Source organism: Thermus caliditerrae (assembly GCF_021462525.1).
GTDB classification, from domain to species: domain Bacteria; phylum Deinococcota; class Deinococci; order Deinococcales; family Thermaceae; genus Thermus; species Thermus caliditerrae.
Genome location: NZ_JAKEDT010000006.1, coordinates 1 through 26,641, shown reverse-complemented (window position 1 = coordinate 26,641; position 26,641 = coordinate 1). Strand labels below are relative to the sequence as shown.

Genomic DNA, 26,641 nt, shown 5'->3' with positions numbered 1-26,641 from the left:
CGAGAAGGGGTGAAGGATGAGTAGACAAGAGGAACTGCAAGGCATTCTGAGGGAGCTTCGGCAGGCCGTGCCGGAAATCACCGGGGTGATGGTGGCCTCCACCGACGGGCTTTCCTTGGCCACCGACCTGCCCGAAGCGGAGGCGGCCCGGGCGGCGGCCATGGCGGCCACCGCCTTGGGCCTCGGCAAGCGCATCGCCCAGACCTCGGCCCTGGGGGGCCTGGAGGAGGTGGTGGTGCGGGGACAGGCGGGCTACCTGGTGGTCTACGCCGCCGGGGACAAGGGGGTGCTGGCGGTGACCGCCCCCATGGGGGCTAACCTGGGCCTCATCCACCTGGAGGCCCGCTCCGCTGCGGCCCACATCGCCCAAACTCTGGCCTGAGGAGGTGAGCCATGACCCAGATGGTGGAGATCGCCAAGGAAGCTCTGGAGCAGATGCCCCCCGAGACCCGCTTCCGCCCCGAGGACGCCGCTCTCATCGCTCGGCACAAGGAGGTACTCCTCTCCTGGACGGACGAGCTGGTCAAGGCCTTTTACGACAGCCTCTTCGCCCATCCCCCTACCCGCAAGGTCTTCCGGGAGGGAGAGCGCCCCGAGCGGGAAAAGACCCTGGAAAACTGGTGGCGGCGCACGGTGGAAGGCCCCTTGGATGCGGGCTACTTCGCCTGGATGGCCAAGGTGGGGCTGGTACACGTGGTGCGGAAGGTGGAGAACCCCATGATGCTGGCCATGGCCTCCTTCGTGGCGGAGTTTGTGGAGAGGAAGTCCCATGACGCCAAACTCCCTGAGGCCGATCCACTCACGGAAGCCTTCTACCGCCTAAGCATGGCGGTGGGCGCAGTGATCACCCACGGCTACGACCGCTACCGGGCCCTGGCCCTCTACAACGTGGCGGGGATGGAACCCGCTTTGCTGGATCGGCTGACGGAAGAAGAAGCCAAGGGAATGCTGGAGGCAATCCGCAAGGAAGGCTCATGACCTCCACCTTCCTCCCGCCGGTGGTTCTCCGGGCGGTGCTGGAACAGCTCGCCGAGAGCGTGCTCATCACCGACGCCTCGGGCCACATTCTGTACGCCAACCAGGCCTTCGAGCGGCTCACGGGCTATCGGCGGGAGGAGGTCTTGGGCCTCAACCCCCGCTTTTTGAAGTCGGGCCACCACCCCTTAGCCTTCTACCAGAATTTCTGGGAGCAGGTGCTTTCGGGCAGGCCCTTCCGGGGCGTCTTCACCAACCGCAAAAAGGATGGTTCCCTGTACACCGAAGAGAAGATCGTCACCCCGATCCTCGGTCCCTCGGGCCGGGTAGAGTACCTGGTGGCCACCAGCCGGGACATCAGCGAGGAGGTGGCCCTGCGGGCCCAGTTGGAAGCGCTCTCCACCGTGGATCCCTTGACGGGGCTTTTGAACCGGCGAGCCTTTATGGAGCGCGTGGAAGCTGAGCTCTTGCGTTCCGGAGCCCCCCGGGCGCTGGCTTACCTGGACTTAGACCGATTCAAAGCGGTGAACGATACCCTGGGACACGCCGCTGGGGACCGGGTGCTGGCCGAGCTGGGAGCACGGCTGAAGGCGGCCCTTCCGGAGGCGGTCATAGGGCGGATGGGCGGCGACGAGTTTGCCGCTTGGTTCCCTGCAGCCGACTCCCGGGAAGCCCAAAGGAAAGCCCAGGCGCTCCTCGATGCCGCGGGTGTGGAGGTGGCCTTGGGTGACCAGGGCATTCGGCTCGAGGCGAGCCTGGGCCTAGCCCTTTTCCCTATCCACGGAGTCACCCTGGCGGAGTTGCTGCGTCGGGCAGACCTGGCCATGTACCGGGCCAAGTTTTTTCGGCTTACCCAGCCCGAGGTTTTCACCCCTGACCTGGACGGTCTCACGCCCCAAGCCCTTGCTTTGGAGGCGGAGTTCCACCAGGCCTTGGCGGCCGGTAACGGTCGTCTCTTCTTCCAGAGCCTCCTGGACGTCCGGGATGGTCGCTTCCGGGACGCCGAGGTGCTTTTCCGCATACAGGGCGCCAGCGGGTTCGTTAACCCCCTGGGCCACCTCGACCTTTCCCGGCGGGCGGTCAACGAGGCTGTAGACCGGTTCGTTCTCTCCCAATTGCCCGCTCTCCAAGCACGCTACCCCCAGATCACCCTGTGGGTAAACGTGACCCCATGGTCCCTTTCCGACCCCAGCTTTCTGGCCCTAGTGGAAAAGCAGGTGGGGCGGGGCCTCGAGGCCAGCAGGGTGGTGCTGGAGATCAGCGAGCGCCTGGCCTCCAATCACCTCAGCCGGATTACCCCGGCCCTTTGGCGTTTGAAAACCTTAGGCTTCCGGCTGGCCTTGGACGATTTTGGCATGGGCCAAACCTCTCTCCTACACCTGCGCAGCCTTCCCCTGGATTTCTTGAAAATCAGTAAAGAACTCTTTTGGGAGGTGCGGCAGGGTTCGGATCGCGCTTTGCCCCTTCTCGTCCGTATCATCGAGATGGCCCATGATCTGGGCTACGGCGTGGTGCTGGAGGGTGTGGAAACCCCCGAGGACCACGACCGTGGGCTGGAGCTGGGTGTCGACTTCCTGCAGGGCTTCTTCCTGCACCGCCCAACCCTCGAGCCCCTCTGTTAAAGGGGTCTAGAGGCTGTCGTAAAGGCTTCCCACTGCCCCTCACGCAGCCCTCGCTAGACGCTTCACCAGCAAGCGTAGCATGCCCAAGTACAACCACGCCTCACTGAGGGAAGGTTGCCACTCGTAATCCTCCCTCAACCTCCGGTTCCTCCCCAACCACACCGCTTGGACAACGGCTTGGTTATGGGCATAGCCTGGCGTAAGAATGGGCCACCACCCCCAGCTCTAACCTTAGGGCCTGCAATACTGGTCGTGTACGTTGGCCTGGTAAACGTACGCCCGGAGCATCCTCCCCCGGTATCCGCCACCACCTGGCGTTTCCGCCCCTTCACCCTCTTGGCTCTGTCGTCCCCTCGGGGCCCCCTTTTCCGTGGTCTTCACCGATTGGCTGTCCACCACCAGGGCGCTGGGAGAGGCATACCGCCTTTCTCTTTCCCGGTCCCGCCGGACCAGGGCCTGAGCTGCCCTCTCCCAAACCCTTTCTTTCTGCCACTTGCGGAAGTAGTGGTAGACCGTGGACCCGTGGGGTAGGTCATGGGGCATGGCACGCCACTTGATGCCGTTTTCCAGGACGTCCAAGAGGGCGTTGCGGTTCCTTTGGGGTGGGGGCCCCAAAGACGATTTCTCGGCGAGGCACCTTGGCGGGGCAACCCCCGGGCTTGGGGGCAGGGATTAGGGGCTCAAGGATGGCCCATTCCTCGTCGCTGGGATCGCTGGGGTAGGATGGGCGTCTCCTTTGCACCCCTCAAGGTGTGCAAGACTTTTACAACAGCCTCTAGGTCGCGGAAGAGCCTACACCCCGCCTCACCCCCTGAGGACCCGCTTGTCCAGACCCTGAGGGCCTCCAGGTCCCCGCACACCACCGCCCGGCTCCCGTCGGGGTAGAAGCGCACCTCGAGGCCCCCCTCCCTCGGGGGCTTTACATCCCCCGGTATCCTGCTATATAACAGGTACCAACCATGGTCCCTATCCAGCTCCCCCCTGGTCAGCACCGGGTCTTGAAGGCAGCGGCAGAGATGGCCCGGGAAGGCCTCTCCCCCACCGCCCACGACCTCACCAAGGCCCTGGGCCTAAGGCCCCAGACCCTTCGGCAGCACCTGGAAGCCCTGGCAAAGAAGGGCCTCCTCCGCCTCCACCCCGGAGGCCACGGGCGGCCCACCCACCTGGAGCTCACCCCCGAGGGGGCCCTCCTGGCGGGCCTGGCCATCCCCGTGGTGGGGCGCATCCCCGCAGGTCCCCCCGAGCTGGCCTTGGAGGAGGCGGAAGGGCTCATCGCCCTCCCCGGCTGGCCTGGCCTCTTCGCCCTGGTGGTGGAGGGGGACAGCATGGCGGAGTACCTCCTGGAGGGGGATGTGGTGGTGGTGGAGCGGGGGGTGAGGCCCAGGCGGGGGGAGATCGCCGCGGTGCTCCACGAGGGGAGGACCACCCTGAAGTACGTCTACCCCGAGGGGGAGTGGGTGGTCCTCAAGCCCCACAACCCCGCCTACCCGGCCTTGCGGCTTCCGGCGGGGGAGGTGGAGGTGCAGGGGGTCTTCCGGTTCCTCCTGCGGGGGAAGGAAGCGCTTAGGCGGCTGGGGATTTTCCGGAGGCTCTAGATGGTGGCCGCGGCCCTCTTCCTGCCTTGGCCGGTGTGGCTCTGGAGGCGGGAGAACCCGGCCCTCGAGGGGCTTCCGGTGGCGGTCCACCGGGGTGGAAAGGTGGCGGCCCTCTCGCCCCTGGCCCGGAAGCTCGGCCTCCGGGAAGGTATGACCCTCGAGGCCGCCCGGACACGGGTGGAAAGCCTCCAGCTCCTTCCCTACCCTCTCCGAGCGGAAGAGGCCTGGAAGGATCTTTTGGCGGAGCTTCACCGCCTCACCCCCTGGGTGGAGGCCCTGGGCCCCGGGGTGGCCCTCCTCCGCCTCACCCCCCTCGAGGCCCGCCTCCTGGCCCAGGGCTACCGCGCCCGGGTGGGGGTGGCCCCCTGGCGGGAGGTGGCCTTCCTGGCCGCTTGGTCGGCGCCCGAGGGGGAAGCGCGGGCGGTGGAGGAAGCGGAGGCCTTCTTGGACCGGCTTCCCCTCCGCTTCCTCCAGGGGGTGGGTCTCACCCCGGAGGGCCTGGAAAAGCTCCAGCTCCTGGGTCTAAAGCGGGTGGGCGAGCTTAGGCGTTGGCGGCCCAGCCAGGTGGCCGCCTACCTGCGGGAGGGGCGCCAGCTTCTCCCCTACCTCTTCGGCCCTTGGCGGAAGGAGGTGGCCCGCTTCCGGGAGGAGGAGCGGGCGGAGGCGGAAGTCCTCCTAGACCCCCCAGCGGAGGCCAGCGAGGGGCTCTTCCGCCACCTGGCCCGCCTGCTGGCGAGAAGGCTTGCGGGACGGGCCGCGCAGCGGGTGGCGGTGGTGGCCCTGGCCGAGGGGCTAGCCCTCCGGGGGGAGCACCTGGCCAAGGAGCCCTTGCGGGAAGAAGAGGGGCTTTACCTGGCCCTGGTGGCCGCCTTCCGGCGGAGCGGGGCCTGGGGGATGCCCCTGGGGGGAGTGCGGGGAGAGGCCCTGGGCCTCCTCCGCCCCGCGCGGCAGGAAGGGCTTTTCCAGCGGGAGGGGGAAGGGCTCAAGGCCCTCCTCGCCCATCACCCCGGTCTCTTCCTGCGGGTGGAGGTGGTGGACCCCGACGCCCTGGCCCCGGAGCGGGGCTTCCGCTACCGCCCTTGGGAGGTGGGAGATGCGGCTTTACCTGGTACCGGTGCAGGTCTTCTGCGAGGAGGGACGGCCCCGGTGGGTGGCCTACAGGGGAAGGAGGAAGGTGGTGCGCCTCCTGGACCGCTGGCGGGCGGGGGGGCGGTGGTGGCGCCTCGAGGCAGGCCGCGACTACTTTCTGCTGGAGGTGCAGGGCGGGCTCCTTCTTGAGGTCTATAGGGAGGGGGAAACGTGGGTCCTGAGCCGGGTGCTGGACTAGCCCTGCTCACCGCCGAGTCCTACTTCGGCAGGGGGGTGTCCTCCCCGGAAAGGCTTTTGGAGCGCGCCCGGGCGCTAGGCCACACCCACCTGGCCCTCACCGACTGGCGCTCCCTCACGGGCGGGGTGCGGTTTTTTCGCAAGGCCCAGGAGCTCGGCCTAAAGTCCCTCCTGGGGGCAGGGCTTCCCCTGGCCACCCCTGAGGGCACCTTCCCCGTCCTCCTCCTGGCGGGGAGCCGGGAAGGCTACGCCCGCCTCTCCGCCCACCTCAGCCAGGCCCTAGCCGAAGGGAGCCTGCCGCTGGCGGCTCTCCTAGAAGACAACGCAGACCTGGTCCTCCTCACCGGGGGGCGGGAGGGCTTCCCCAGCCGCCTCCTTTCGGCAAGGCGCCTCGAGGCCCTGGACCGGCTCCTAAAGACCCTCGAGGCCGCCTTCCGGGACCGCCTTTTCCTAGCCCTCTACCACGCCCGCCTGCCGGGGGACGACCGCCGGGTGCGGATCCTCCGCGCCCTGGCCCAAGACCGGGGCCTGCCCTACGTGCCCGCCCTGGAGGTGCGCCAGGCCACGCCGGAGCTCTATCCCCTCCTGGACGCCCTCACCTGCGCCCGGCTGGGCCTTGGCGTGGAGCAACCCCACCCGGAGAGGCCGAGAAACGAGGCCCAGGCCCTCCCCTCCAAGGAGGAGGCCCTGGACCGCATCCCCTTCCCCGAGGCTTGGGCCAACGCCCGGGCCTTGGCGGAAAGCCTGGCCTTCCCCCTCCTGCCGGAAAGGATGCTGGACCCCCCCGTCCCCCTCCCCCCTGGGCGCACCCCACAGGAGGAGCTCACCCGCCTGGCCCAGGAGGCCCTCAGGCGCCGCTACCCACAAAGGCCCGCCTACCAAGCCCGGCTCCAGGAGGAGCTCGCCACCGTGGAGGCGCTGGGCCTTGCGGGGTTCTTCCTTCTCGCCCACCAGGTGGTGGCCTGGGCCCGCAGCCAGGGCATCCTGGCGGTGGCCCGGGGAAGCGCCGTGGGGAGCCTCTTGGCCCACCTCCTGGACCTGACCCCCGTGGACCCGGTGGCGGAGGGCCTCCTCTTCGAGCGCTTCCTCCACGGGGGGATGAAGGCCCTTCCCGACATCGACCTGGACCTCTCCAGCCGCAGGCGCCAAGAGGTGATCCGCCACCTGGAGGAAGCCTACGGGGCCCAGGAGGCCATGGCCGCCGCCTACGTCACCTACCGCCTGCCCCTGGCGGTGCAGGACCTGGGAAGGGCTTTGGGGCTTCCGGCGGAGCTCCGCCACCGCCTCACCCGGGCCCTGGGCCGGGACTTCCGCCACCTTCCTCCCCACCGGGCGCAAGAGGCCGAGCCCCTCTTCCGGGAGGTATTGGGGGAGGCCCCGGTCAAAGGGCTCCTCCTCCGGCTCCTCGCCCTCATGGAGAAGGGGCACGTGCGCCACCTTATGCCCCATGTGGGCGGGGTGGTGGTGGCTCCCGGCCCCCTCACCCGTTACGCCCCGGTGGTGCGGAGCGCCGGCGGCATCCAGATGCTCACCTTGGATAAGGACGACCTCGAGGCCCTGGGCCTGGTGAAGCTGGACCTCCTGGGGCTCCGGATGCTCTCCGCCTTGGAAAGGGCCCGGGAAGAGGTCTTTCGCAGCGAGGGGGTCTGGCTGGACCTGGAAGGCCTGCCCCAAGAAGAGGCCGTCTACCGCCCCTTGTGGCGGGGGGAAACCCTGGGGGTCTTCCAGCTGGAAAGCCCGGCCCAGACCGCCATGAGCCGGAGGCTCCGGCCCAAGACCCTGGAAGACCTGGCCCAGCAAATCGCCCTGGTGCGCCCCGGGCCCATCCAGTCGGGCACGGTGCGCCCCTATTTGGAAAGGCGGATTGGGCGGGAGAGGAGCAGGCCCCTGCACCCGGTGTTGCAGGGTCTTCTTTCCAAGACCCACGGGGTCTTGCTCTTTCAAGAGCAGCTCCTCTCCCTCCTCCACCACGGGGCGGGGATGGGCTGGGCCGAAGCGGAAGCCTTCCGCAAGGCCCTAAGCAAGGCCCAGGACGAAGAAGACCTCAAGCCCCTTCGGGAGCGCTTTCTGGAGGGGCTCCGGGCCACCTTGGGCCTCGAGGGGGAGGAGGCCATGGAGGTGTGGCGCTTGGTGGAGGGCTTCCGCGGCTACGGCTTCACGGAGAGCCACGCCCAGGCCTTCGCCCGCCACGCCTACGCCTCCTTGTGGCTCAAGGCCCACCACCCGGCAGCCTTCCTGGCAGGCCTCCTTTCCGAAGCCCCTGGCATGTGGCCTCCCGCCACCCTCCGCCAGGAGGCCCGAAGGCTTGGGGTGCCCCTGTTGCCCCTTTCCGTGAACCGCTCGGGCCTCCACTACCGGGTGGAGGTGGCACGAGGGGTGAAGGCCCTCCGCCTCCCCCTCACCGCCGCCAAAGGGGTTTCTGAGGACTTCGCCCGCGCCATCCTGCGACAGCGCCTGCGGGGGCCCTTCCGGTCCCTGGAGGACTTCCGCGCCCGCCTGGAACCCCCGGAGGACGTTCTTCTGGCCCTGGTCAAGGCGGGAGCCTTCGACGAGCTTCACGGCAGGCGGGAGGCCCTGTTCCGGGCAGGGCTAGCCCCAGAAGGCCCCCTCCTCTCGGAGGCCATCCCCCCTCCGCCCCTGCCGCCTTTGCACCTTGGGGAACGCCTCCGCCTAGACCTCGAGGCAAAGGGCCTCTCCGAGCTTCCCCTCCACCCCCTGGACCTGCTCCGGGGGCACCTCGAGGAACTGGGAGCCACCCCCATCCCCCTCCTGCGCCCCGGGCCCGCCCTCACCGCCGGGCTGGTGGTGGCCCGGCAGAAGCCCCCCACCGCCAAAGGCCACGCCTTCTACGTCCTGGAGGATGGCCCTCACCGCTTACAGGCCGTGATCCCCCCTGAGGTCTGGGCGAGGCGCTACCGGGTCTTTCGCGACGCCCGTATTCTCCTGGTGCAGGGGGTCTACACAGGGGCTTCCTTGCGCGTGGAGGAAGCTTGGCCCTTGAAGGACGTGTAGCGCCTCCTTGAGGACCCAAAACCCCCCTGCCGCCTCCATCCAACGACGAAAGCTTGCCTGCGCTTCTCAAGCGACACAGGCGGAGGGGTGAAGGGGATTTATGCTGCAGGGGTGAATGCAGGCGCCATTCCGCCTTGCGCCTTCTAGCTTTGCTTCTTCAGGAGGTACTCGTGGGAACCAAGGAAGTGATGCGCACCGTGCACCACCTTGGCGGCAACCGGCTGAAGTCCATGGTGGAAAAGAGGATACTCAAAATCCGCGTTTCCGAAAGCGAAAAGGCCGACTTTCTGGCCCTATTGGAGGTGGAGGTGTTCAAGGCGCCCAAAGACCCCTCCTTCCTCACCGACTGGAACAGCGCCCATGGCACGGAACTGAGCGTGCGGGAGGGGAAGCTGGTCCTCAAGCGCCACCTTCTTTTTAAAAAGCATCTCCAGGCTGAAGTGGCCGATTTTTTGGAGGACCTCTACTACATTCTCCGCTACATTGTCTTGGAGGCACGAACGAATGGCGTGAAAGGGGACTAGGGTATCTAAAGAAGACCAGCGACTCCGCGCTCCTTCCGGCCCAAAAGTCGGATCGGGAAGCGACTTGCGAGCTGAACCCGGGCAGGAACTTGGTCTTTGGGTAGGAGCCCCAACTCCTAGAGGATTGGACACGGGCAGAAGTTGGTTTTGTGGGTAACCCGTTTAGCCCTGCTCCAGGCGGAGTGGCCTTGGAAAGGCCTGGAGCAGGAAAGCTTCCCTCACCGGGATACGGCCCGTGCGGACGGATGCCCCGATTTCATCCTCGGGGAATAGGTCAAGGTGCATCTCCGGGGCGGCGGTGCGCTTCGGAGGTGCAAGGTGCACCTTCGGCTTCCTGAAGGCGTAAGATGGGCTTATGAGCGCCCTAACGGTACAGGTAGTGCGGGACGAAGAGGGTAGGGAGCTCGGGGTCATGCTCTTTGTCCCCAAGGGGCAATGGCCCCGCCTCCAGGCCCTCTTGGAGGACCTGGAAGACCTCGAGGACGCCCTGGCCGCCCTGGAGGAGCCCACCACGCCCTACGAGGAAGTGCGGGCCCGCCTGAAGGCTGAGGGGCGGCTTTGAGGTACACCCTCCTCCTTACCCGTTCTGCCCAGAAGGACTTGGAGGCCCTTCCCCCCGAGGTGCTGAGGCGGGTGGACCAGGCCTTGGAGGAGCTTGCGGACAACCCCTTTCCCCCGGGCAAGGTCAAGAAGCTCAAGGGAAGCGGCTACCCTCCCGTGTACCGCCTCCGTGTGGGGGACTACCGGGTTCTCTTCACCGTGGACCCTGAGGCCAAGACCCTTACCGTGGCCCGGGTCAAGCACCGGAGAGAGGCCTACCGATAGGCCGCCTTGACCCTGGGTAGAAGGAAGGACTTCACTTTGCACTGCCACCCTTGGCCGGATACCGGCTCCCACACGAACCTTGCCTTGCCCCCCAATTGCTTGCGCATCTTGCTACCCCCAGGCGACAGCCTTTGGTCTTTCTCTTGGAAGGGTCCAAATTCGGGGCAGCCCTGCAAGCTCCCTGTGGTAGTATCCCTTACACACCATGGCAGACAAAAAAACTCTTCAAACCAAGGCCGTCGTCGTTAAACTGGAGGATGCCGCTTCTCTTGAGCTTCTTACGGAAAGTTGGGCCTACGTGCGCCGGGTTCGGCCCGCCCCAGGGCCGGACGGGGAAACGGTAGAGTCCTTTGAGCGCGCGCTTTCTTTCAACCTGCAAAGCCTTCGCGAGGAAATGCTATCTGGAAGCTATCTGCCCCGTCCTGCCCGTAGGTTTTGGGTGCCGAAGCCGGGCGGCGGCGAGCGGGGCGTGGTGTCCCAAACTGTACGTGACCGCGTAGCCCAGGGCGCCATCCGCAGAGCCTTAAACCGCAAGTTGGATGCGTTCCTTAGCCCAGCGAGTTTCGCCTACCGGAAAGGGCGTGGCGCCATACACGCTGCGCACAGGGTCAGGGACCTCTACAAGAGCGGCAAGCGGTGGGTGTTCCGAGGAGATATTGAAGACTATTTCGACCGGGTGACCCACGAGGCCGTGATCCGAAGCCTTGCCCCTTATGTGGAGCCGAACCTTCTCCGGCTCATCTTCGCCTCCTTGCGGATGCCGGTTCTGGAAGGTGCGGTTGTTTCCGTCCTCGAGGTGGGGCTCCCCCAGGGGGGCCTTCTGTCCAACTTCTTGTCTAACTTCTACCTGAACCCCTTCGATTGGGCCATGGGCAAGGGTTTGGTCCGGTTCGCAGACGACTTCGCCGTTATGGCAGTTACCCCTCGGGAGGCCGGGGAAAAGGCGGGGGAGGCCTATGAAGTCCTGGGGAAGCTGGGCTTACGGCTACACCCGGACAAGACCAGGATCCTTTCCTTCGAGCAAGGCTTTGATTTTCTGGGCTTCCGCTTCCACAACGCATCCATAAGGGTTGCACCCGACCGCAAGGCGGAGTTTAAAGCCCACCTGGAAAGCCTACTGCTTGGAGAAGTTCCGGCAAGTTCAGCTTTGCGCCAAGCCAACGACCTCATCCGCGGGTGGCGAAACTACTTCAGTTTAGGTGATGTGGCGCGAGACTTCACAGAGCTAGACGAATGGATGGAAACACGCTTTGGAAAGCTAGCAAAGAAGCTGGAGCGGTTGGTGCCACCGACTAAAGCGCGCAGGAGACCCCCTTCGCTGGGTGAGTATCAAGGTCCGGCACCCAAACGAACGGCGGCGAGGGGAAGCGAAGCCCTTCGGCTAGACCCCAACCGGACACCGCTGGCGGTGAAGCGGGGGGGAGAGTGGAAGCTTACACGCGAGCTCCCCGATGTGGATGTGCCGGTAGCCCTCGAGGCCCAATTGCGGGCAACCCGAAGGTACCACCAGGGCCTGGTTCTCTCCACATTCGGCGAGGTGGAGGCGCTTGTGTCCTTGACCAGACTGGGCGCCGCCAACAGGGAAGAAGCGGAGAATCTCTATCACGGGGCCTTGATGCGAAAAGCAGCGCCCGTGGACCCGAGAGGTGCCCTTGGCGCCTTGCGGCGCGCCCTGAGGGTCGAGGTCTGGGCTTATCTGCTCTCCAGAGGGCTGGATATCGGCTCACCCTCGGGCGTTCCCAGGCTAGCCATACTGTTGGCCGACGCCTACGCACCCGCAATCGTGGATGTATATGCTCTAGAGTTGGTCCAAGGGGGGTTAGGGAACCAGGCTTTTGGCAAGTTCCTGGAGAGGCTCTCCCACCCGGCGCGGCTTGGCGAAAAAACCCTTCTGGTGCAGGAGTTTTTAGAGGAGGAGGCCTCGAGGGTTTTGAAACCCGGTTATACTCCCTCGTTTTGGAGGGAATTATGAGACTTTGGATCACTCGCCAAGGGGCTGTTCTGCGGAGTTCCCGCGGGCAAATCCTTTTGGAAACCGAGGGTCAGGTGGAGAAGGCTTGGCCTTTGGAGATTGTAGAAGAAGTAGTGCTGGTAGGAAGTGTACAGCCGAGCGTTAATCTCTTGCGCACTTTGAGCAACCGCGGGGTACCCGTGCACTTGGTGGCTACAAGTGGGCGGTACCGAGGAGCGTTCTTTCTCCCGCTGAGCGGGCAAGCGGAGTTGCTGAAGCTTCAGGTCTGGAGCACGTTGGACCCTTTGCCCATAGCCAAGCGCATCGTGGAAGGCAAAATCCGGGCTATGGGGGCGGTATTGAGGGCCTGGGGCAAGCGCGTTCCCCGAGTGCGTGAGGGAGCGAGCGAAGTAGAAGCCTTCCTTTTGATGCTCTCTCACGCAGAGGACGTGGAGAGCGTACGGGGCATTGAAGGTGGCGCCACGGCCACATATTTCAGGCATTTTGCAGTCATGGTGCCCAGCCCGTTTGCGTTTGCGGCCCGGACCACGCGCCCTCCCCGTGATCCCGTAAACGCCCTGTTGTCTTTCGGGTATAGCCTGCTGCTCACCCAGGTAGTAACTGCTATACAGATGGCAGGTCTTCACCCGGCTTTGGGTTACCTACATGTATCGCACGGGGCACGCCCCGCCTTGGCCTTGGACCTGATGGAAGAGTTCCGGTCTGTTTTTGTGGACCGCCTGGTGGTACGAATGCTGCGGCAGGGCATTGTCAACCTCGGCCATTTCCGCCCCGTAAAGGGAGGCGTCTATTTGAACGACGAGGGGAGGGGTGTCTTTTTGCGACACTTCACTCGAGGGTTGGGTACCGAGAACGAGGGTTTTCGGGAGCACATTTTTCGCTACGTTCAGCATTTCAAGGGCTACCTGCGGGGAGAGTCGTTTCCCTTTTTGGTTAAGGGGGTGCCGTGAGGATCGTGGTGAGCTACGATATACCCGATGACGCCCGGCGTCTAAAAATGGCGGCTCTCTTGAAAAGCTATGGAGAGAGGGTTCAGCTATCGGTGTTTGAGGCCGAGCTCAACCCTTATCAACTAAAGAGCTTGCTCGGCAAAATAAGGGAACTCATGGAGCCAGAGGACTCGGTTAGGGTCTATCTGTTGGGGAAGGATTGGAAGAAGCGCACGCTCACCCTCGGACGAGCAGCACCCCTGAGCTTTCCTGAAGACGATGTGATTTAAGTCATAGGGGTACGCGGACTATCCACTACCCTAAGTACAAGCAAGAAACAACACATTCAGCACAGGACTTTTTGGAGTCTTCTAAGACCGAGTATAGGCACCCCCTTCGGCAGGCTTGACTAGGGCAACGTTTTTGGCTACTATCACATTAGGTTGGAAAGGGAAGCGCAGACGAGCGAGTACCCCTCCGACCAAGTGGATCTTGAAAGCCTGGTGCAGAACGATGGTTTTAGAGGGGGGAGTTGCACCTCTTTAGCCCCGTCAGGGGATTGAAACCCATGAGGCCGCCGATATCCATCTGGTAGACCTCGTAGCCCGTTGCACCTCTTTAGCCCCGTCAGGGGATTGAAACCCGCTTTTCGTTTCTCCTTAGTACGAAGCGTTCCAACAGTTGCACCTCTTTAGCCCCGTCAGGGGATTGAAACGGGAAGGCTTCCAGAACCGCCACCTCGACCGCTTTCGCCGCGTTGCACCTCTTTAGCCCCGTCAGGGGATTGAAACTTGAGCCCATCCGGGCTCTCCAGGAAGGATGGCAACAGGTTGCACCTCTTTAGCCCCGTCAGGGGATTGAAACCCGTGGGCGTCGCCGATGTACTTTTTCCCAAAGAAGAAGGTTGCACCTCTTCAGCCCCGTCAGGGGATTGAAACACAGCTACCAAAAACACCACCGTTACCGTTCCTAAAACAGTTGCACCTCTTTAGCCCCGTCAGGGGATTGAAACCCGTCGTTCCAAATAATTTTCATCACGCCACCCCCTTGGTTGCACCTCTTTAGCCCCGTCAGGGGATTGAAACCCCAAAGAAGAAGTGCCGCTTCAGGTTGTTAAGGTTCAAGCGTTGCACCTCTTTAGCCCCGTCAGGGGATTGAAACTTTCCGCCACTAAAGGGGACACCTCGTAAGGAAAGATCGTTGCACCTCTTTAGCCCCGTCAGGGGATTGAAACTTGCTTCTGCCCAATCCCTAAACTGCGCCACCATCTCCAGTTGCACCTCTTTAGCCCCGTCAGGGGATTGAAACCCGGGGGGTTCTATACCGAAAGCCTTGGCCGTATTGTTGGTTGCACCTCTTTAGCCCCGTCAGGGGATTGAAACGCCTCTGCATCTCATGTCTCATGCTGGGATGAGAACTCCTCCGAGACGTCCCGACTGCGGATGGTTCTTACCTTAGACCTGGCCTGCTCAAAGCAGGGCCTCTTGCACGCAGTCCCACTCACGGCTAGCATGTTCACACGAGGGGCCAAGAATGCACCTTCTGCTGATCTCTTTGGTGGGCAACGACCCAGGACCAGTAGCCCTTGCAGCCAAGTACCTCCGCAAGACCACACCCCGTGGGACGGACCTGTCTATTCTTCTGGTCCAGGACGGCTCGCAAAACGTACCCCTACGGAAAGCTAGGCTCTCCGCCCTTCAGCATTGGTTGCAACAAGCGGGATTTTCCGTCCAGGTGCGAGAGTCCTTGGAGGCCGCACTTAACGAAAGCGCTGATTTTCCAGGCCGTGTCGTCTTGAACCTCACCGCCGGGGATAAAGCCTCTTTTTTCCGTTTTTACCAGTCAGCCAAGAAGCACGGCTGGGAAGCCCTGGTCATAGACGCCCACGGACCTGAGGCGGTGGTGACAACTTTGGCGCTGAAACCTCTTCCCCTCAGCAAGGATGAGTACCTTCATCTTCAAGATTACAAGTCCCTTTATTTTGTTCCCGCGCAAGCAAGGCTCATAGGCGTAGCCAAGGAGGTTCCCCCAGGCTTAAGGGGTTATGTCTGGCACCAGCTTCGCACCGCTCAAGGAATAGACGTTTTGCTGGCCATTCAGGGAAACCGGCCGCTCCTCTACTTCCCGGGGTCCGGCAAAAACTTCAAGGACCGCCTTAATGTTATCGCCCAAACCGCCAGGGAATTGGCAGGCCAGCTCGCGCTACCCATAACCGATTTCCCAGAACATCAGGTGCGCAAGGCGCACGCCAACAACCAAGAGTACTTGAGACGCATCTACACCCAACAGGCCAAAGAGTCCCGGGTACATCTCGTCTACCCCAGGAGGCCCGGAAACCTCCAAGAGGGGTTACAAGTACCCGAGGGGCATAGAGCAGTGGAGAAGGTCCTACACCCCTTCCCCCTTCCCCGAAAAGGACCCGTTTTGCTCGCCCTCATGGGGGAACAGCCTGTACCGCTCTTGGCGTCCTTTTTGGCCCACCAACCCAAGGAAGTCTACTTGGTAACAACGCAGGCCCTAGAAGCCCAGCTGGAGCGTCTATCCCACGCTCAAAGGGAGCTGGAAAAGCTAGGGGCCCGCGTCCACATACGCACGGTTGAAGGGCCTTTTGCAGTAGACACCATTCGCCAGCTTTTCACACCCGTGGTCAGGGCGGCGGAAGCCAATGGCTTGCCCGTAGTGGTCAACCTCAATGGCGGAACCAAGTTGATGGCCCTGGCACTGCTCGAGGCCCTTCCGCCCCAAGCGAAGGTGGAATACTTGCATGGCAAAGAGCTGAAACCCCTGCCAGAGGGCCCACCCCTTTCTGTTCCCTGGGGTAGCGTTACCCCCCAGCAAGTGCTAGGCCTCTTCGGCTACCGCCTGGAAACCCCAAGCACGTTGGGAAAACCTTATCCAGACTCCAAGGTGCTGTCCTTGGCTGAGGCGCTCCTGAGGCAACCCAAGAATAGGGGACTTGCGAAAAACTTCCTCCAGGCCTGGGTTGAAAGCTTCGATGCGGACCCAAGGAGCTTCCGGCGCCGCATGCAGAAAAGCCCCTTGGAAACTGCTTTGGGTTTGGCATTGGAGTACGCTGTTTACTCCCATTTGGATGCGTTTTTACGTCGCCATGACGGAAGGGTAGCTCCCAGCGGCAACTTGGTTCCCATCTCGTGGAAGGAGCAGGGCCCCAGGGAAGTGGATGGGGTGGCCTGGATTAAGGGCAGGCTCGTCATCGTGGAGTGCAAACCCTCGCTACAAAAAGCCCTGGGCCTGGAGCGAGAAGACGCCTCGCTGGGGGTCCTGCGGGAGATGTTTGGCGGGGTATTTGGTGGAGGAATCCTGGTGGTCCGCAAGAGTACCTGGCCCCCCCACGAGAAATCTCGCGCTCGCTTGCGCTCCGCCCTTGCGGACCGAACCCTGCGCATCTTCAGCCTCGAGGGACGGACCCACTTCCCCGAGGGCACCGTCTGGCACTTCCCCCACGACCTAGACGCTGCCATGAAAGGCTGGCTCTAACCCCTAAGCCTTTCCAAGACCTCTTTCAAGCGGGGGCTCTCCTTGGCCCAGCTCTTCAGGTCGCCCCGGTTTCTTAGGAAGCCCTTGGCCTCGAGGGCCCGCCGCAGCCCGGCCAGCTCCTCCTCCGACAGGCCCAAAGTCGCCTCGGCGCTCTCCTCCAAAAACCTCCTAAAGTTCGGGTAGCTCACGGAGCGGAGCCTGGTGGCGAGCCGCTCTTACTCTGGGCTTGGCGCCTTGCCCCCGTCCTTACCTTCCTCAGCCTGGTCAGAAAGGGCTCCTGCCAGCTCCATCCGCCCATACCCCGAGGAGGTCTTGGCGCCCACACCCTCTTCCCGCAACGCCCAGGCCAGGATCTGCCAGGCGGCCCGGAGCCAGGGCTTGGCCGCCTCCCGGTCCACCCCAGGCGCCGGGGCCAGACCCAGCAAGAAGGTGCCAGTGACGCTCAGGAAGGGCACGGGCACAGGGCTGTCCCAGTCCGCGGGGGGGACCTTACCGCCCCCGTAGTAGTTGGCGTGGTGGGGGTTCATGATGTCCGGGCGGAGCCTCCACTTCCCGGGAAGGGGCAGGGCGTCAAAGAAGACCACCAAGCCCTGCTCCTCCGTGGTGCCGAAAAGGGCCGCTTGGGCTTCGCCCCGCTGGAAGCGATCCAGGTCCCGACGCCAGGCCTCCCCTTCCAGGCGGAGGTGGGCGTAGCGGCTGGCCAGGCCCTTGAGGGCCGAACCGGGCAGGTAGGGCACGCCGTAGGTGCGGTGGAGGGTGAGGCTGGTCTCCAAAACCCCTTCCCCCCCGAGGCCCACCACCAGGCGCCCCAGGGTATGGGCCTCCCGCACCTCCGCCCCCGCTTCCACCAGGGCCTGGCGGTAGCGCTGGAAAAACTCCGCGTAGCCCTCAGGCTCGCCATCCTGGGCCGCTTCCTGCACAAGGTTGCGCTTGCTCTTCTTATCGTGGCGGCTGGAACTTTCCAAAAACTTGTCCAGCCAAAGTCCCCGGTGTACCCGGTGCGCCAGGGCGGACCCGGGAAAACGGAGCCCTTTCAGGGCTTCCCTCCGGCTCATGATGCCCCCTCCATCAGGGCCTGGGCAAACCGCTTGAACCACTCCGAGGCCTGGAGCACCTCCCGGGTGAGGCGGAGGTAGAGGAGAAGCTCGGCCCTAAGCGCCTCTTCAGCCAGTTCCCTCCCTCCCTTACGCCCCAGAACCTGGGCCAGGTCGTCCAAGAACCTCTTGTGGGCCTCCTTGCCCCGGGAGTCCACAAAGGCCAGGGCCTGGGCCAGCCCCGCCTGGCGCACCAGGACGGGGAACTTCAGGGCCATGGTCTGGTAGTCCTCCGCCCAGGTACCCCCCTTCTGCGCGGCCTCCTTCACCCTCTCGTAGGCCCCCTGGGCCCAAAGCTGGGAACGGGTGCGCATGGCTAGCCTCCCAAGATCACCCGGCAGAGGCCCCGGCCCACCGTGGCCTTGCCGCCCAGCTGCAACGCCCCTTGCAGAAGGCCCTTGAACAGGGCGAGGACCGCCTCGGCAGGCAGGGCCTTTTCCTTGCGGCGGGAGGGCTCGGCCCGCACCAGGCTGTAGAGGACGCTCTCGGCGGGCAGGCTTTCCTCGTACCAAAGCGCCCCTTGGGCCACGGTCTTGGTGGCGTCGTCCAGGCGGATGCGGGCCACCACCTCGGTGGCGGTTTCCAGCAGGAAGGCCATCACGTCGTCGTGGACCACCGCCAGGCGGCCCGCCACCGGGGCCTGGGTCCTGGTGAGCCAATTCTCCCACTCCCTTACCCCAGGAATGGGGCGGGCCTCGAGGTCCAGGTCCTCCAGGTAGATCTTACCCCCCTCGGGCAGGCGGGAGTTCGGGGCCACCAGAGCCTGGCCCTGCCCCAAGGGAGCAGGGAGCGCAGGGGGGGTAAGCCCCGCCATCTCCGCCTCCCGGCGGAAGCGCTCCAAGAGGTAAGGGCTCGTGACCAGGGCGAAGACCCCGTAGAGGCTCCGCACGGGCAGGAGGAGGAGCTTGGCGTCCCCCACCTGCACCGCTCCTGCGTGCTCGGAGGCGGCCTCGGTTTCCGGGCCGAAAACCGCGAAGAGGGTGTCCTTGTCCCAGCCCTCCCCCTGAGCCCGGTCCCGCAGGACCCCCTTGAGGGAGCTTCCCGGCAGGTAGGGGATGCCCGTGGCCTTCTCCCGGGCGATGGGCAGGTCGATGGCCCCGATGCCCTGCCCCGTCCCCGCGTGGAGCGGGGAGAGGGCGTGGATGAAAAGAAGTGCGGTGGTGCTCTGCTCTGGGTTCACCTTTTTCCTCCTTGCTCTCTCAAATACTTCAAGAAGGCCCTAATGGGGTCGGTTTTTCCACGCAAGGGCTCGATCCTTTGCGCCTCCTGTGGGGTGAGTTCCACACTCACCCGGTAGACCTCATCACCCACCTTCAGGACCACACCCCCCGGGGGCACCCGGGGCCCCTCGAGGACCGCCACCAAGGTGGCCTGCTGCCCCAAAGGACGAAAGATAAGTGGGCTTGCCAAACGGTTGCCCTTAGCGGGCCTCAAGGTGCTGTCTGGTGGATCGCCTTTCTGCTTATCTTCATCTTCTTCAAATTTGAAGATAATGGGCAGGCCAAGCTGCCCCCGGGGGAACTTGCGCACGGGGTGCTGGGGTGCGTGCCGGGGAGCGTGCCTCCTTGTCAGGCGGCGCACCTCGTCGGGCTCGGGCCAAAGGGAGCGGCCCGAGGTGTTCTCCCCCTCCCCTTGCCGCCCGGCCTGCCGGAAACAGTGGTAGGCCTCGGCCACTTCCCGCCAGGAAAGGGGGAACACCCCAAGGAGGCTTTTCGGTGTCAGGTGGGGCACCCCTTTCGGCCATCCCCCCTCCCGGCTATAGCGGACAAGCCGTTGCCGAATCTCCTCCTCTTGCGGCACCTTTTCCCCCTCGCCTCGCAGCTCCTTCTCCACCTCGGGCCTGAAGGCCCCAAACCCCCTGCGGGTGCGGGCCCCAAGCCCCCCAAAGGTCTCCCAGGCCCAAAGGGCCGCCTCCAACTCTCCCTCGGCGTCCAGCAGGAGGGGCTTTTGGCCCTCGTCCTGGGGCACCGCTACCTCCTTGGGGAAGGCCAGACGCAGGCGGAATCGCACCCCTACCCGCACGGGGTAGTTATGGGGGTCCCGGTCGGTGCGCTGGAGGGGGAAGGCCAGGTAAGGATGGGCCACCTCGGGCTGGGCTCGGGGGAATTTCTCCTCCGGCACGTCCACGAAGACAGCCTTCTCCTGGCCCGCCTCCAGCACCTCCACCTCCACCTGGAGGGGCGAGGCTCCACCCTTCCCCGCGCTGCCGAAGAGGGCGGCCTCGAGGGCCCAAAGCCTTTCCAAGCTTCCCCCCGCCTGCCACCCCCGCACCGCCCGCCACCAGAAGCGGAGCTGCCCCCGCACCTCCGTGGCCCGCACCACGCTCACCGGGTCCGCCCGCTTTGGGTCCACCCCGCCCCCGAAGAGGGGGGTGAGGAACGAGTAAGTGCGCTCCCAGGTGACGATCCTCCTTCCGTCGGAGCGCTGGCCCTCGAGGCGCCTGGGGCCGTAGGCCTCTGGAAACTCCCTGACCCGCCTCATGCCTCCTCCCATGCTAGGGCCTTTCCGCGCCACACCCCCACCGCCGCCAGGCCGTAGCCGTTCCTGCGGTCCTGGGGCAGGTCGGAAAGGTTTTGGAACCATACCCCTTCCAGCCACTTCCTGACCTGGTCGTCGTCCCACGCTTGAGGTAGGCGCACGAAGTACACGCTCCCCGCGGGCACCGCCCGGCGGCTGGGCTTTGGCTTCCCCTGGGCCAGGTCCCAACCGGAAACCGCCAGGGGCCGCCCCACCAGGGCCGCCTCCACCCGGGCCCCGGCGATGACCCCGCCCTCGGGCAGGTAGGCGCCGCCGAAAAAGCCTGGCGTGAGGAGGACCACCCGGGCCGCCCGGGTTTGGACTAGGGCCTCCGCCAGGCTGATAGGCACCCCTGGCACCGCGGGCCCCCCCTTCCGCCAGAAGGCCAGGCGGCGCTCCCCGCCCAGGGGGTGAACCCCCTCCACCTCTACCCCGTCCTCCGGCCACAGGACCAGGGCCAGGCGGCGGAGGCTTCCCGCCTTGCGGGCGAACTCCAGGCCCGAGGTTTGGAAGAGGGCGCCCTCCCGGGCGGTGCCCTTTTCCGGGTCCAAGCTCACGTGGGTGCGGATCTCTGGGGTGGGGCCCTCGTGCCCTTTCGGGGTGAAGCACAGGGGAACGTCCTCCAAGAGCCAGGCCAGGAAGCTTTCCCAGTACCAGAAGGCGGGAAGGCTTTGGGGCTTTCCCTTCAGGTAGGGGCTGGGCAAGCCCACAGGGAGAAGCCCCGGGTCCAGGTTCATGCCCGCCCCCTCCGGCACCCTTAGGGGCCGGAGGGGACACACGTTCCCTCCCAAGCGCAAGGCGTCCAGGGGCCTAGGGACGAGAAGGCGCCACCCTCCTTCCGCCGCCTCCGCCAAAAGGGGTCCCCGGACCCCCCAGGAGAGCACTTTCGGGGCCTCTTGGGAAAACTGGAGGCCCGCCTCGAGGGCCCGCCGGGTGCGGTAGGCCCCGGCCAGGGTCTGGGGCAAGGGAAAGGGAAGGCTCCTGGCCCGCGCCCCAGGGCTGTTGGTGAAGGGACGGCCGTCCCGCACGATGAGGGGGTCCCGCGGTTCAATGAGCATCCCACACCTCCCGCCTTTCCGTCGGTACCGCCGCCTGCTCCAAGGCCTCGGCAAAGGGCCGGGCCAGGAGGAGTTCTTCGGCGAGACGGCCCACGCCTCCTTCCCCGCTCAGCCACCGGGCCAGTTCCTCCTTATGCCCCCTCTTCATCTCCTTCCTCCCCAGGATGCGCCGGGCCTCGGCCATTAAGGCTTCTTGGGGAAGCCTCAGGGCCTCCCCTTCCTGGGCCAGCTCCCAGAGCTCGTAGGCCACCCGGGCGGGCACCTCGCCCAGGCGCAGGAGATCGGCCAGGCGGAGGAGGCGCTGGGTGAGCCGGGGCACCTCGTCCCAGCGCCCCCGGACCATGAGCTCCGAGCCTGCGCGGGGGCTGTAGGCCACGGCCAAGGCATTCCGCTTCTCCTCCCCTTCCCTCCCCTCCTTGGCCAGCTTCTCCGCACGTCGGGCAAGGTCCAGGGCGTCCTGCAGGGACTCCAGGTGGTGCACCACCGCCAAGCCCACGGAAAGGGTGGGCGGCTGCTCCAGGGGCACCCCTTCCAAGGCCTCCCCCATCACCTTCTGGAAGCGCTGGGCCAAGGCCCAGGCCGCCCGCAAGGCGGTGTGGAGGGGCAGAAGGGCCAGCACGTCATCCCCGCCCGAGTAGACCAGGCCGCCCCCGTGGGCCTCCACGATACCCTTCACCTCCCGGGCAAACCCCAGGGCCAGAGCCCGGGAGAAAGCCCGGTGGGCTTGGGGGTGCCCAAGGCGGTCCAAGGCCTCCCCCATCCGGTCCCCGTCCGCATGGAGGAGGGCGTAGTAGCTTCCAGGAGGCGCTTGGATGCCCTTCTGGCGAAGCTTCCCCCACAGACGGCGGAGGATCTCCTTAGCCGCCTCCAACTGCCCGGGGCCTTCCAGGGCGGGGAACTCCTCGAGGCGGCTTTCGTAAAGGAGCCGGACGTCGTACTGGACGAAGGGCGTGTCCTTCAGAACGGGGTGGTCGGTGGAGGCCCTAGCCTCCTTCCCCACCAAGGCCGCCAGGTGCTCGAGGGCCTCCCGCACCCAAGCCTCCCCTCCCTTGGCCTTGACCCCTTCCCAGAAGGGCAGGGCCGCCATGTGGGTGGTGCTCACGAAGCCTTGGCCCGCCTCCCACCAGCGCTTCAGGAGGTCCGGTCCCGAGAGGTACTCCCCCCGCCTGAGGCGCAAGTCGAGCCGCACCTGGTCCGCCTCCTTGGGGTCGTCCGGCAGCAGGAGAACGCTTTCCCTGGCGCCGTCCAAAGAGCTCTTGAACGCCTCCTTGCCCCAAGAAACCGGGGCGAAGTTTCGGGTGTTTTTGCGGGCGGCGAGAAGGGCCATGAGCCGCCCGCGGGCCTGGGGGTAGTCCGCTTCGGAAGCCAGGGGAACGTAGGCGTAGTAGCCCTCCAGGAGGTCCCCCACCTGGGCGAGGGCCGCTCCCTGTTCCACGTAGGGCGCGTGCTTCGCAGCGGTGAAAAGCTCCTGGGCCTTTTTCACCAGGTATGCCCGCGCCGCCTCCACGGCGCGCTGGCCCAAACCCCCCGGGTCCTGCCCCTCGGGGATGAGGGCCAGAAGGACATTGGCGATGCCCGCTTGCCCCAGCTCTTTGAGCTCCGATGGGCTCGTCGGAGCGGGGAAGATGAGGTTTTCAGGCCCCACCGCCTGAGCCAGAACCTCCGCCGCTGCCTGCGCCGCCTCGGATAGGAGGCGGCTACCCGCGAAGAGGTCCCGGGTCCTGCGGGCGGTGGCGATGAAGTCCTGCACGGGACCTAGGCTGACTGCTAGCAACGCTCCCACCCTCACCTCCATAGCTGCGTCTTGAGGGTTTCCATGAGGCCCAGCCCCTTTTTCCACACCTGCACCAGCCCCTGGGGGCTGGAAAGGGCCCGCTGGGCCTCGGCTTGTTCCGGCTGGGTGCCGTGGGCGATGGCGTTGCGCACCCAGCGGAGCTCCCGGTAAACGGCCGCCCACCTGGGGCTCATCTGCCAAAGCCACCCCTCCAAGCGCTCCCGGGCGTCCATGCGGGCCTCGTAGAGGAGCACCTGCCCCTGGTCTCCGAACCGCCTCACCCCTAAAACCACAATGGCTTCAAACAGAAGCAAGAGGGCCTTGAAGATCTGCCCCCGATCCCAGAAGAAGCGGGCCCGGTTGGCCATCTTGTCCTCAATGTTCTCGCCGTCTAAGCCAGAAAGCACCTCCCGCACCCACCCGTGGACGTTCTCCCCCGCCCAGGGGTTTCGGGCCTCGGCCAGACCGCTTAGGCGCTTTTTCACCAGGTGCTGCTGGTTGGTTTCCAGGAAGAAGTAGGCCTCCTCGGCCTCCTGGGCCTGGGCGGTACCTGCGAAGTAAGGGCGAAAGTCCCCTGTGGCGGCCAGGACGCTTAGGCTCTCATCCAACGCGATGAGCTCGTGTAGCGCCTCGAGGCCCACCACGGGCGCCTCAGGAGCGCTCCCCCTAAGCTCCAGGCCCCCGTAGTGGAGCTGAATGCGGGCACCCCAGGCATGCCGGAGGGGCAGAAGGGCCCCCAGAAGGGCATAGCCCAGGTAGCGGTACCCGTGGGTGATGTCCAGATGGAACTCCTCGTAAGGCCCCAAGGCGGCGAGCCGCTCCCCTAGGGCCTGGGCCACCTGCTGGGGAGCTGGGGGATCGGGAAGGAGGACCAGGGCCACCCGAACGCCTAGAAGCTCGGCCAAAAGGTTTTCCCACCGGACCAAGGCCGCTTCTAAGGAGGCTTGTCCGGCCTCAGCTGCCTCCACCTCCCGGTGCGCGGCGTCCCAACCTGGAGGCAGGGACACCTCCGAGTGAATGGCGAAATCCTCCAAAAGCCCCCAGGTGGAGCCCGTGGTGCCCACCACCATCAGGTCTGGTGCCGGGCCCGGGGCGGCCAGGTGGCGGAACAGGGCGCCGCCGAAAAAGGTGGCGGTGCGCACCTCTCCTTCGGGGAAGCGGTACGGGGTGGTTTCATACCGCAGGCCCCCCGTAGGGGCAGCCCTGCCCTTGCCCATCACGCTGATAAGAAGCCGCTTCATCCTGCTCTCCTCTAACCGCCCAGCATACCGTTGTCAGGCCCGGGCTCCTGCGAGGTTTGCACCCGGGACACCCAAGGACGCACCAGTCCATACCCCAAGGAGGTCTTGGCCCCCACCCCGGCGAAGAAGGCGAAGCGCCCCAGAGCCCAAAGCCAAAGGGCCTCCTCCTCCGTGGCCTTGGGCAGGTGGTAGACCACCTTGCCCACGAAGCCCACCGTGTCCACCTCGGTACGGGCGGGCCGGGTGCGGCCCTCCAGGAAGCGCACCGTGGTCCTCTCCAAAAGGGCCTCCCGCACCGCCTCCGGCGGGGTGAGGGGGGCGAAGGCCTGGAAGCGCCGAAAGAGGCTTTCCAGCACCAGCCGGGGCTCGGGCAGGGGGTAGTGGACCCCTTTGCGCCGGAAGAAGGTGGGGCTTTGGAAGTGCAGGGGCAGGTCCGGGCCCGCAGGCCCCTGGAACAGGCGCGCGTAGGTGGAAACCCCCGCCCAGGGGTGGCCCTCCTGGAACACCCCCCGCACCCGGAAGGGGTGGCCCAGGCGCACCTCCTGCCCCTCGAGGGCAAAGAGCCGGGGGGCCAGGCGGGCGTAGAGGTCCTCCCGCAGGAAGGCGAAGCGGGCCCAGTAAGCCCCTTCCCTTCCCCCATGGCCCAGGCTGAAGGGGTTCTCCCCCTGGTCGTGGGCTTCCGGGGCCACCTCGCGGAGGAGGGCGTAGAGGAAGCCCCTGAGCCCCAGGGGCTCGGGCGGGGCCTCCCCCTCGAGGGCGAGCACCAGGGCGGCCAGGACCATGGCCTTAGAAGCCCAGCTCCACCGGGGTCAAGCGGGGCGCCGGACCCACTTCCCGCTGCAAGCCCTCTAGCAGGGAGCGGGCCAGCTTCCTCACCTGCTCCAGGTCCTTGTCCGAAGGCCGCCCAAGGCCGTGGACCAAGAGGGAGGCGTTTCGGGCCTGCAAAGCCCCGGAAAGGCCCCTGAGCCTTTCCAGGGGCTCCCGGGCCAAAAGGGGATCCCCTTGGAGCCGTAAGAAGGCCACCAGGTCCAAAAGGCCCAGCTTGGGAGAAATCCGCACCTCTCCCTCGGGAAGGGACAGGAGGGCGGCCAGCTCCCGGCGAAGCCCTTCCTGCTCCTCTTGGCTGAGCCCAGGCGCCTCCGCCCGCCGCCCCAGGCGGGCCAGACGCTCCTGCAACAAGAGCTCCAGAGCCCGGTAAGCGTAAAGCCCCGCCAGGGTGAGGGAGCGAGCCTCCTCCCGCTCGGCCAGGTGGAGCAGGGTGGCGGCCAGGCCCAGGATCCCCCGCCTTTGGCCGAAGTCCCCTGAGCGCAAAAACCCCTCCACCTCCTCCAGGAGCCGGGCCTGGCCCTCGAGGGCCCCCCGGTTTTGGTTCAGGGGGTGGTTCAGCCAGGCGTTTTCGGAAAGCCTGCCCAGAAGCTTCTTGGCCTCCTTTGCAGCCCCCCCGAAGTCCAGGTCGTACCACCTTTGGTACATCTGGCAGAGGACCGCGTAAAGCTCATAACGGCGGTCCCCGGTCTTGCCCCCCATCTCCCCGAAGACCTTGGCTGCCTGGCCGAACTCTCCCTTGGTGTAGAGCTCCCGGGCCAGGAGGGCGTCCACCTCCGCCAGGACCTCGTGGGGGTTGGGCAGGATGACCAGGCGCTCCGTGCCCGCCTTGGGGCGGCGGAGGTCTGGGTCATAGACCTCGTTGTCCACGTACACCACCCGCACCTCGGGGTAGAAGCGCTGGAAGAAAAAGCCCGCCGCCGCCAGCCCCGCGCTCATGGCCTTGGTGCCGCTGGTGAGGTCCAGGGCCACGGGAAGGCCAGGGTGCTTCTCCAAAAGCCGCTTGACCTCCCGGTAGATGGCGGCCACGTCGCTCTTGCCTATCTCTATGGGGTAGAGGTCCTTCCCCGTGTCCTGCCGCAAACGGGAGAGGAAGCGGGCGCTTTCGGGGGTGTGGAGCACATAGACCTCCCCTGCCCCGGCTCCCAAAATGGCCAAGGCCGTGGCCTCCGGGCTGGTGCCCAGGGTGTGGATGGACACCTGGAAGGGTTGGCGCGAGGGGTACACGGGGGGGTCTTGGCGCCACTTCTCCAGGAGCACGGGCCAAATCCTCTCCTGGTAGAGGGCCTGGGCGTTCCCGCCCGCGTTCACGGCCTCCTTGTAGGACTGCCAGAGGGCCTCGAGGTCTAATCCCTGGTTCGGTAAAGGCTCCATAGGTCGTCTCCCTGGGGCCAGACTCCCTTATGAGCGCACTCCCGCCGCCCTCTTTGGTGCTGGCCCTCAACTCATTGGGTCATATTAACCTGCACGGACTCACCCCCTGGCCAACTTTGGCCACTAGCACACCAAAAGGAGAACATGCCAGAACGCCCTTTGGCTACCCAAAGCCACCGCGCAATAGGCCGCCCTTCTCGGAAAACAGCGGGCTCACCCATCGCAAGAAGCGTAACCGAGAGTGGTTCTGCTTGAAGTTTCTCCGCTCACGTACCCATACTTTTTGCACTACCTGCAAGTAAAGCCGGAGGGGTCGGTATTTGGGCCAAGAAAAGTTCTGCATTCGCCTTTATTATTTCTACAACGCAGTTTTTTAAAGGTGTCTTTGACTCAGTCTAGTTACCCCCTTCGGAACTGAGCTCTCCCTCTAAGTTCGGACATCCCTTGCCTCCTGGGGATGAGGGGGAACAGGAAATAGCC

At 65.4% G+C, this 26,641-nt stretch carries 24 protein-coding genes and 1 CRISPR repeat array; of the genes, 13 read left to right on the top strand and 11 right to left on the bottom strand.

From position 1 onward, the window contains the following. The first annotated feature begins 16 nt into the window (after positions 1 to 16). From L1088_RS05065 to L1088_RS05055, 3 genes are read left to right on the top strand one after another with little or no spacing between them, the layout of a single operon-like run. Complete coding sequence (locus L1088_RS05065) at positions 17 to 382, top strand: roadblock/LC7 domain-containing protein (protein WP_234553998.1); 366 nt, start codon at positions 17 to 19, stop codon at positions 380 to 382. Positions 383 to 393: 11 nt separating this feature from the next. Beyond that, the gene (locus L1088_RS05060) at positions 394 to 978 is read left to right on the top strand and encodes a protoglobin domain-containing protein (protein ID WP_234553997.1); all 585 of its coding nucleotides are present in this window, start codon (positions 394 to 396) and stop codon (positions 976 to 978) included. Further along, positions 975 to 2,597 carry a putative bifunctional diguanylate cyclase/phosphodiesterase gene (locus L1088_RS05055; RefSeq protein ID WP_234553996.1) on the top strand — a complete coding sequence of 541 codons (1,623 nt, stop codon included), beginning with the start codon at positions 975 to 977 and terminating at the stop codon, positions 2,595 to 2,597. Before L1088_RS05060 ends, L1088_RS05055 begins: the two co-directional genes overlap by 4 nt. A 231-nt stretch (positions 2,598 to 2,828) precedes the next feature. Here the strand turns inward: L1088_RS05055 and L1088_RS05050 are convergent, their stop codons facing one another. Then, positions 2,829 to 3,212: a transposase gene (locus L1088_RS05050; RefSeq protein ID WP_267961051.1), complete on the bottom strand. Its 384-nt coding sequence runs from the start codon at positions 3,210 to 3,212 to the stop codon at positions 2,829 to 2,831. Positions 3,213 to 3,556: 344 nt separating this feature from the next. Here L1088_RS05050 and L1088_RS05045 point away from each other — a divergent pair, with 344 nt between their 5' ends. The 10 genes from L1088_RS05045 (at position 3,557) to L1088_RS05000 (ending at position 16,278) form a co-directional block, all read left to right on the top strand. Continuing rightward, entirely contained in the window at positions 3,557 to 4,192 is a 636-nt protein-coding gene (locus L1088_RS05045; RefSeq protein ID WP_234553994.1) for a LexA family protein, read from the top strand. Next, positions 4,193 to 5,470: a Y-family DNA polymerase gene (locus tag L1088_RS05040; RefSeq protein ID WP_234553993.1), complete on the top strand. Its 1,278-nt coding sequence runs from the start codon at positions 4,193 to 4,195 to the stop codon at positions 5,468 to 5,470. 21 nt (positions 5,471 to 5,491) lie between these two features. Next, positions 5,492 to 8,530 (top strand): DNA polymerase III subunit alpha, encoded by a 3,039-nt coding sequence (gene dnaE / locus L1088_RS05035; RefSeq protein ID WP_326490754.1) that lies wholly within the window; start codon positions 5,492 to 5,494, stop codon positions 8,528 to 8,530. Positions 8,531 to 8,700: 170 nt separating this feature from the next. After that, positions 8,701 to 9,054, top strand: a complete 354-nt coding sequence (locus L1088_RS05030) for a hypothetical protein (protein WP_234553992.1) — start codon at positions 8,701 to 8,703, stop codon at positions 9,052 to 9,054. Positions 9,055 to 9,409: 355 nt separating this feature from the next. Further along, positions 9,410 to 9,616: a hypothetical protein gene (locus L1088_RS05025; protein ID WP_135261175.1), complete on the top strand. Its 207-nt coding sequence runs from the start codon at positions 9,410 to 9,412 to the stop codon at positions 9,614 to 9,616. Beyond that, a complete protein-coding gene (locus L1088_RS05020; RefSeq protein WP_234553991.1) occupies positions 9,613 to 9,879 on the top strand; it encodes a type II toxin-antitoxin system RelE family toxin in 267 nt (88 codons plus the stop codon). Before L1088_RS05025 ends, L1088_RS05020 begins: the two co-directional genes overlap by 4 nt. Positions 9,880 to 10,084: 205 nt before the next feature. Then, positions 10,085 to 11,851 carry a reverse transcriptase domain-containing protein gene (locus L1088_RS05015; RefSeq protein WP_234553990.1) on the top strand — a complete coding sequence of 589 codons (1,767 nt, stop codon included), beginning with the start codon at positions 10,085 to 10,087 and terminating at the stop codon, positions 11,849 to 11,851. Continuing rightward, the gene (gene cas1 / locus L1088_RS05010) at positions 11,848 to 12,801 is read left to right on the top strand and encodes a CRISPR-associated endonuclease Cas1 (RefSeq protein WP_234553989.1); all 954 of its coding nucleotides are present in this window, start codon (positions 11,848 to 11,850) and stop codon (positions 12,799 to 12,801) included. Before L1088_RS05015 ends, cas1 begins: the two co-directional genes overlap by 4 nt. A 47-nt stretch (positions 12,802 to 12,848) precedes the next feature. Further along, the gene (cas2, locus tag L1088_RS05005) at positions 12,849 to 13,070 is read left to right on the top strand and encodes a CRISPR-associated endonuclease Cas2 (protein WP_500303336.1); all 222 of its coding nucleotides are present in this window, start codon (positions 12,849 to 12,851) and stop codon (positions 13,068 to 13,070) included. Positions 13,071 to 13,311: 241 nt separating this feature from the next. Beyond that, positions 13,312 to 14,162: direct repeats of the CRISPR family, unit length 35 nt; unit sequence GTTGCACCTCTTTAGCCCCGTCAGGGGATTGAAAC. A gap of 151 nt (positions 14,163 to 14,313) precedes the next feature. Beyond that, the gene (locus L1088_RS05000; protein ID WP_234553987.1) at positions 14,314 to 16,278 is read left to right on the top strand and encodes a PDDEXK family nuclease; all 1,965 of its coding nucleotides are present in this window, start codon (positions 14,314 to 14,316) and stop codon (positions 16,276 to 16,278) included. On the opposite strand, the gene L1088_RS04995 is transcribed toward L1088_RS05000, so the two are convergent. Genes L1088_RS04995 through L1088_RS04950 form a run of 10 tightly spaced genes read right to left on the bottom strand, consistent with a single transcriptional unit; the run spans position 16,275 to position 26,161 of the window. Further along, complete coding sequence (locus tag L1088_RS04995) at positions 16,275 to 16,466, bottom strand: hypothetical protein (RefSeq protein ID WP_234553986.1); 192 nt, start codon at positions 16,464 to 16,466, stop codon at positions 16,275 to 16,277. The genes L1088_RS05000 and L1088_RS04995 overlap by 4 nt on opposite strands. Before the next feature lie 27 nt (positions 16,467 to 16,493). Then, on the bottom strand, positions 16,494 to 17,333 hold the full coding sequence (cmr6, locus tag L1088_RS04990; RefSeq protein WP_267961050.1) for a type III-B CRISPR module RAMP protein Cmr6: 840 nt from the start codon (positions 17,331 to 17,333) through the stop codon (positions 16,494 to 16,496). After that, positions 17,330 to 17,686 (bottom strand): type III-B CRISPR module-associated protein Cmr5, encoded by a 357-nt coding sequence (gene cmr5, locus L1088_RS04985; protein WP_234553985.1) that lies wholly within the window; start codon positions 17,684 to 17,686, stop codon positions 17,330 to 17,332. Before cmr5 ends, cmr6 begins: the two co-directional genes overlap by 4 nt. A gap of 2 nt (positions 17,687 to 17,688) precedes the next feature. Further along, the gene (cmr4, locus tag L1088_RS04980; protein ID WP_234553984.1) at positions 17,689 to 18,552 is read right to left on the bottom strand and encodes a type III-B CRISPR module RAMP protein Cmr4; all 864 of its coding nucleotides are present in this window, start codon (positions 18,550 to 18,552) and stop codon (positions 17,689 to 17,691) included. Continuing rightward, complete coding sequence (cmr1, locus tag L1088_RS04975; protein WP_234553983.1) at positions 18,549 to 19,853, bottom strand: type III-B CRISPR module RAMP protein Cmr1; 1,305 nt, start codon at positions 19,851 to 19,853, stop codon at positions 18,549 to 18,551. Before cmr1 ends, cmr4 begins: the two co-directional genes overlap by 4 nt. After that, a complete protein-coding gene (locus L1088_RS04970; protein ID WP_234553982.1) occupies positions 19,850 to 20,947 on the bottom strand; it encodes a type III-B CRISPR module-associated protein Cmr3 in 1,098 nt (365 codons plus the stop codon). The genes cmr1 and L1088_RS04970 overlap by 4 nt, the downstream gene beginning before the upstream one ends. Next, complete coding sequence (gene cas10, locus L1088_RS04965; RefSeq protein WP_234553981.1) at positions 20,937 to 22,730, bottom strand: type III-B CRISPR-associated protein Cas10/Cmr2; 1,794 nt, start codon at positions 22,728 to 22,730, stop codon at positions 20,937 to 20,939. The genes L1088_RS04970 and cas10 overlap by 11 nt, the downstream gene beginning before the upstream one ends. A 2-nt stretch (positions 22,731 to 22,732) precedes the next feature. Continuing rightward, positions 22,733 to 23,962 carry a CRISPR-associated DxTHG motif protein gene (locus L1088_RS04960; protein WP_234553980.1) on the bottom strand — a complete coding sequence of 410 codons (1,230 nt, stop codon included), beginning with the start codon at positions 23,960 to 23,962 and terminating at the stop codon, positions 22,733 to 22,735. 11 nt (positions 23,963 to 23,973) lie between these two features. Further along, on the bottom strand, positions 23,974 to 24,744 hold the full coding sequence (gene cas6 / locus L1088_RS04955) for a CRISPR-associated endoribonuclease Cas6 (protein WP_234553979.1): 771 nt from the start codon (positions 24,742 to 24,744) through the stop codon (positions 23,974 to 23,976). 4 nt (positions 24,745 to 24,748) lie between these two features. Continuing rightward, on the bottom strand, positions 24,749 to 26,161 hold the full coding sequence (locus L1088_RS04950) for a TIGR02710 family CRISPR-associated CARF protein (RefSeq protein WP_234553978.1): 1,413 nt from the start codon (positions 26,159 to 26,161) through the stop codon (positions 24,749 to 24,751). Positions 26,162 to 26,641: the final 480 nt, after the last annotated feature.

What these genes read in the sequence shown, in the direction of transcription:
- L1088_RS05065 (WP_234553998.1), top strand. Translation starts at nt 17, where the DNA reads ATGAGTAGACAAGAGGAACTGCAAGGCATTCTGAGGGAGCTTCGGCAG.
- L1088_RS05060 (WP_234553997.1), top strand. Translation starts at nt 394, where the DNA reads ATGACCCAGATGGTGGAGATCGCCAAGGAAGCTCTGGAGCAGATGCCC.
- L1088_RS05055 (WP_234553996.1), top strand. Translation starts at nt 975, where the DNA reads ATGACCTCCACCTTCCTCCCGCCGGTGGTTCTCCGGGCGGTGCTGGAA.
- L1088_RS05045 (WP_234553994.1), top strand. Translation starts at nt 3,557, where the DNA reads ATGGTCCCTATCCAGCTCCCCCCTGGTCAGCACCGGGTCTTGAAGGCA.
- L1088_RS05040 (WP_234553993.1), top strand. Translation starts at nt 4,193, where the DNA reads ATGGTGGCCGCGGCCCTCTTCCTGCCTTGGCCGGTGTGGCTCTGGAGG.
- L1088_RS05025 (WP_135261175.1), top strand. Translation starts at nt 9,410, where the DNA reads ATGAGCGCCCTAACGGTACAGGTAGTGCGGGACGAAGAGGGTAGGGAG.
- L1088_RS05015 (WP_234553990.1), top strand. Translation starts at nt 10,085, where the DNA reads ATGGCAGACAAAAAAACTCTTCAAACCAAGGCCGTCGTCGTTAAACTG.
- cas1 (WP_234553989.1), top strand. Translation starts at nt 11,848, where the DNA reads ATGAGACTTTGGATCACTCGCCAAGGGGCTGTTCTGCGGAGTTCCCGC.
- cas2 (WP_500303336.1), top strand. Translation starts at nt 12,849, where the DNA reads ATGGCGGCTCTCTTGAAAAGCTATGGAGAGAGGGTTCAGCTATCGGTG.
- L1088_RS05000 (WP_234553987.1), top strand. Translation starts at nt 14,314, where the DNA reads ATGCACCTTCTGCTGATCTCTTTGGTGGGCAACGACCCAGGACCAGTA.
- cmr6 (WP_267961050.1), bottom strand. Translation starts at nt 17,333, where the DNA reads ATGAGCCGGAGGGAAGCCCTGAAAGGGCTCCGTTTTCCCGGGTCCGCC.
- cmr5 (WP_234553985.1), bottom strand. Translation starts at nt 17,686, where the DNA reads ATGCGCACCCGTTCCCAGCTTTGGGCCCAGGGGGCCTACGAGAGGGTG.
- cmr1 (WP_234553983.1), bottom strand. Translation starts at nt 19,853, where the DNA reads ATGAGGCGGGTCAGGGAGTTTCCAGAGGCCTACGGCCCCAGGCGCCTC.
- L1088_RS04970 (WP_234553982.1), bottom strand. Translation starts at nt 20,947, where the DNA reads ATGCTCATTGAACCGCGGGACCCCCTCATCGTGCGGGACGGCCGTCCC.
- L1088_RS04960 (WP_234553980.1), bottom strand. Translation starts at nt 23,962, where the DNA reads ATGAAGCGGCTTCTTATCAGCGTGATGGGCAAGGGCAGGGCTGCCCCT.
- cas6 (WP_234553979.1), bottom strand. Translation starts at nt 24,744, where the DNA reads ATGGTCCTGGCCGCCCTGGTGCTCGCCCTCGAGGGGGAGGCCCCGCCC.
- L1088_RS04950 (WP_234553978.1), bottom strand. Translation starts at nt 26,161, where the DNA reads ATGGAGCCTTTACCGAACCAGGGATTAGACCTCGAGGCCCTCTGGCAG.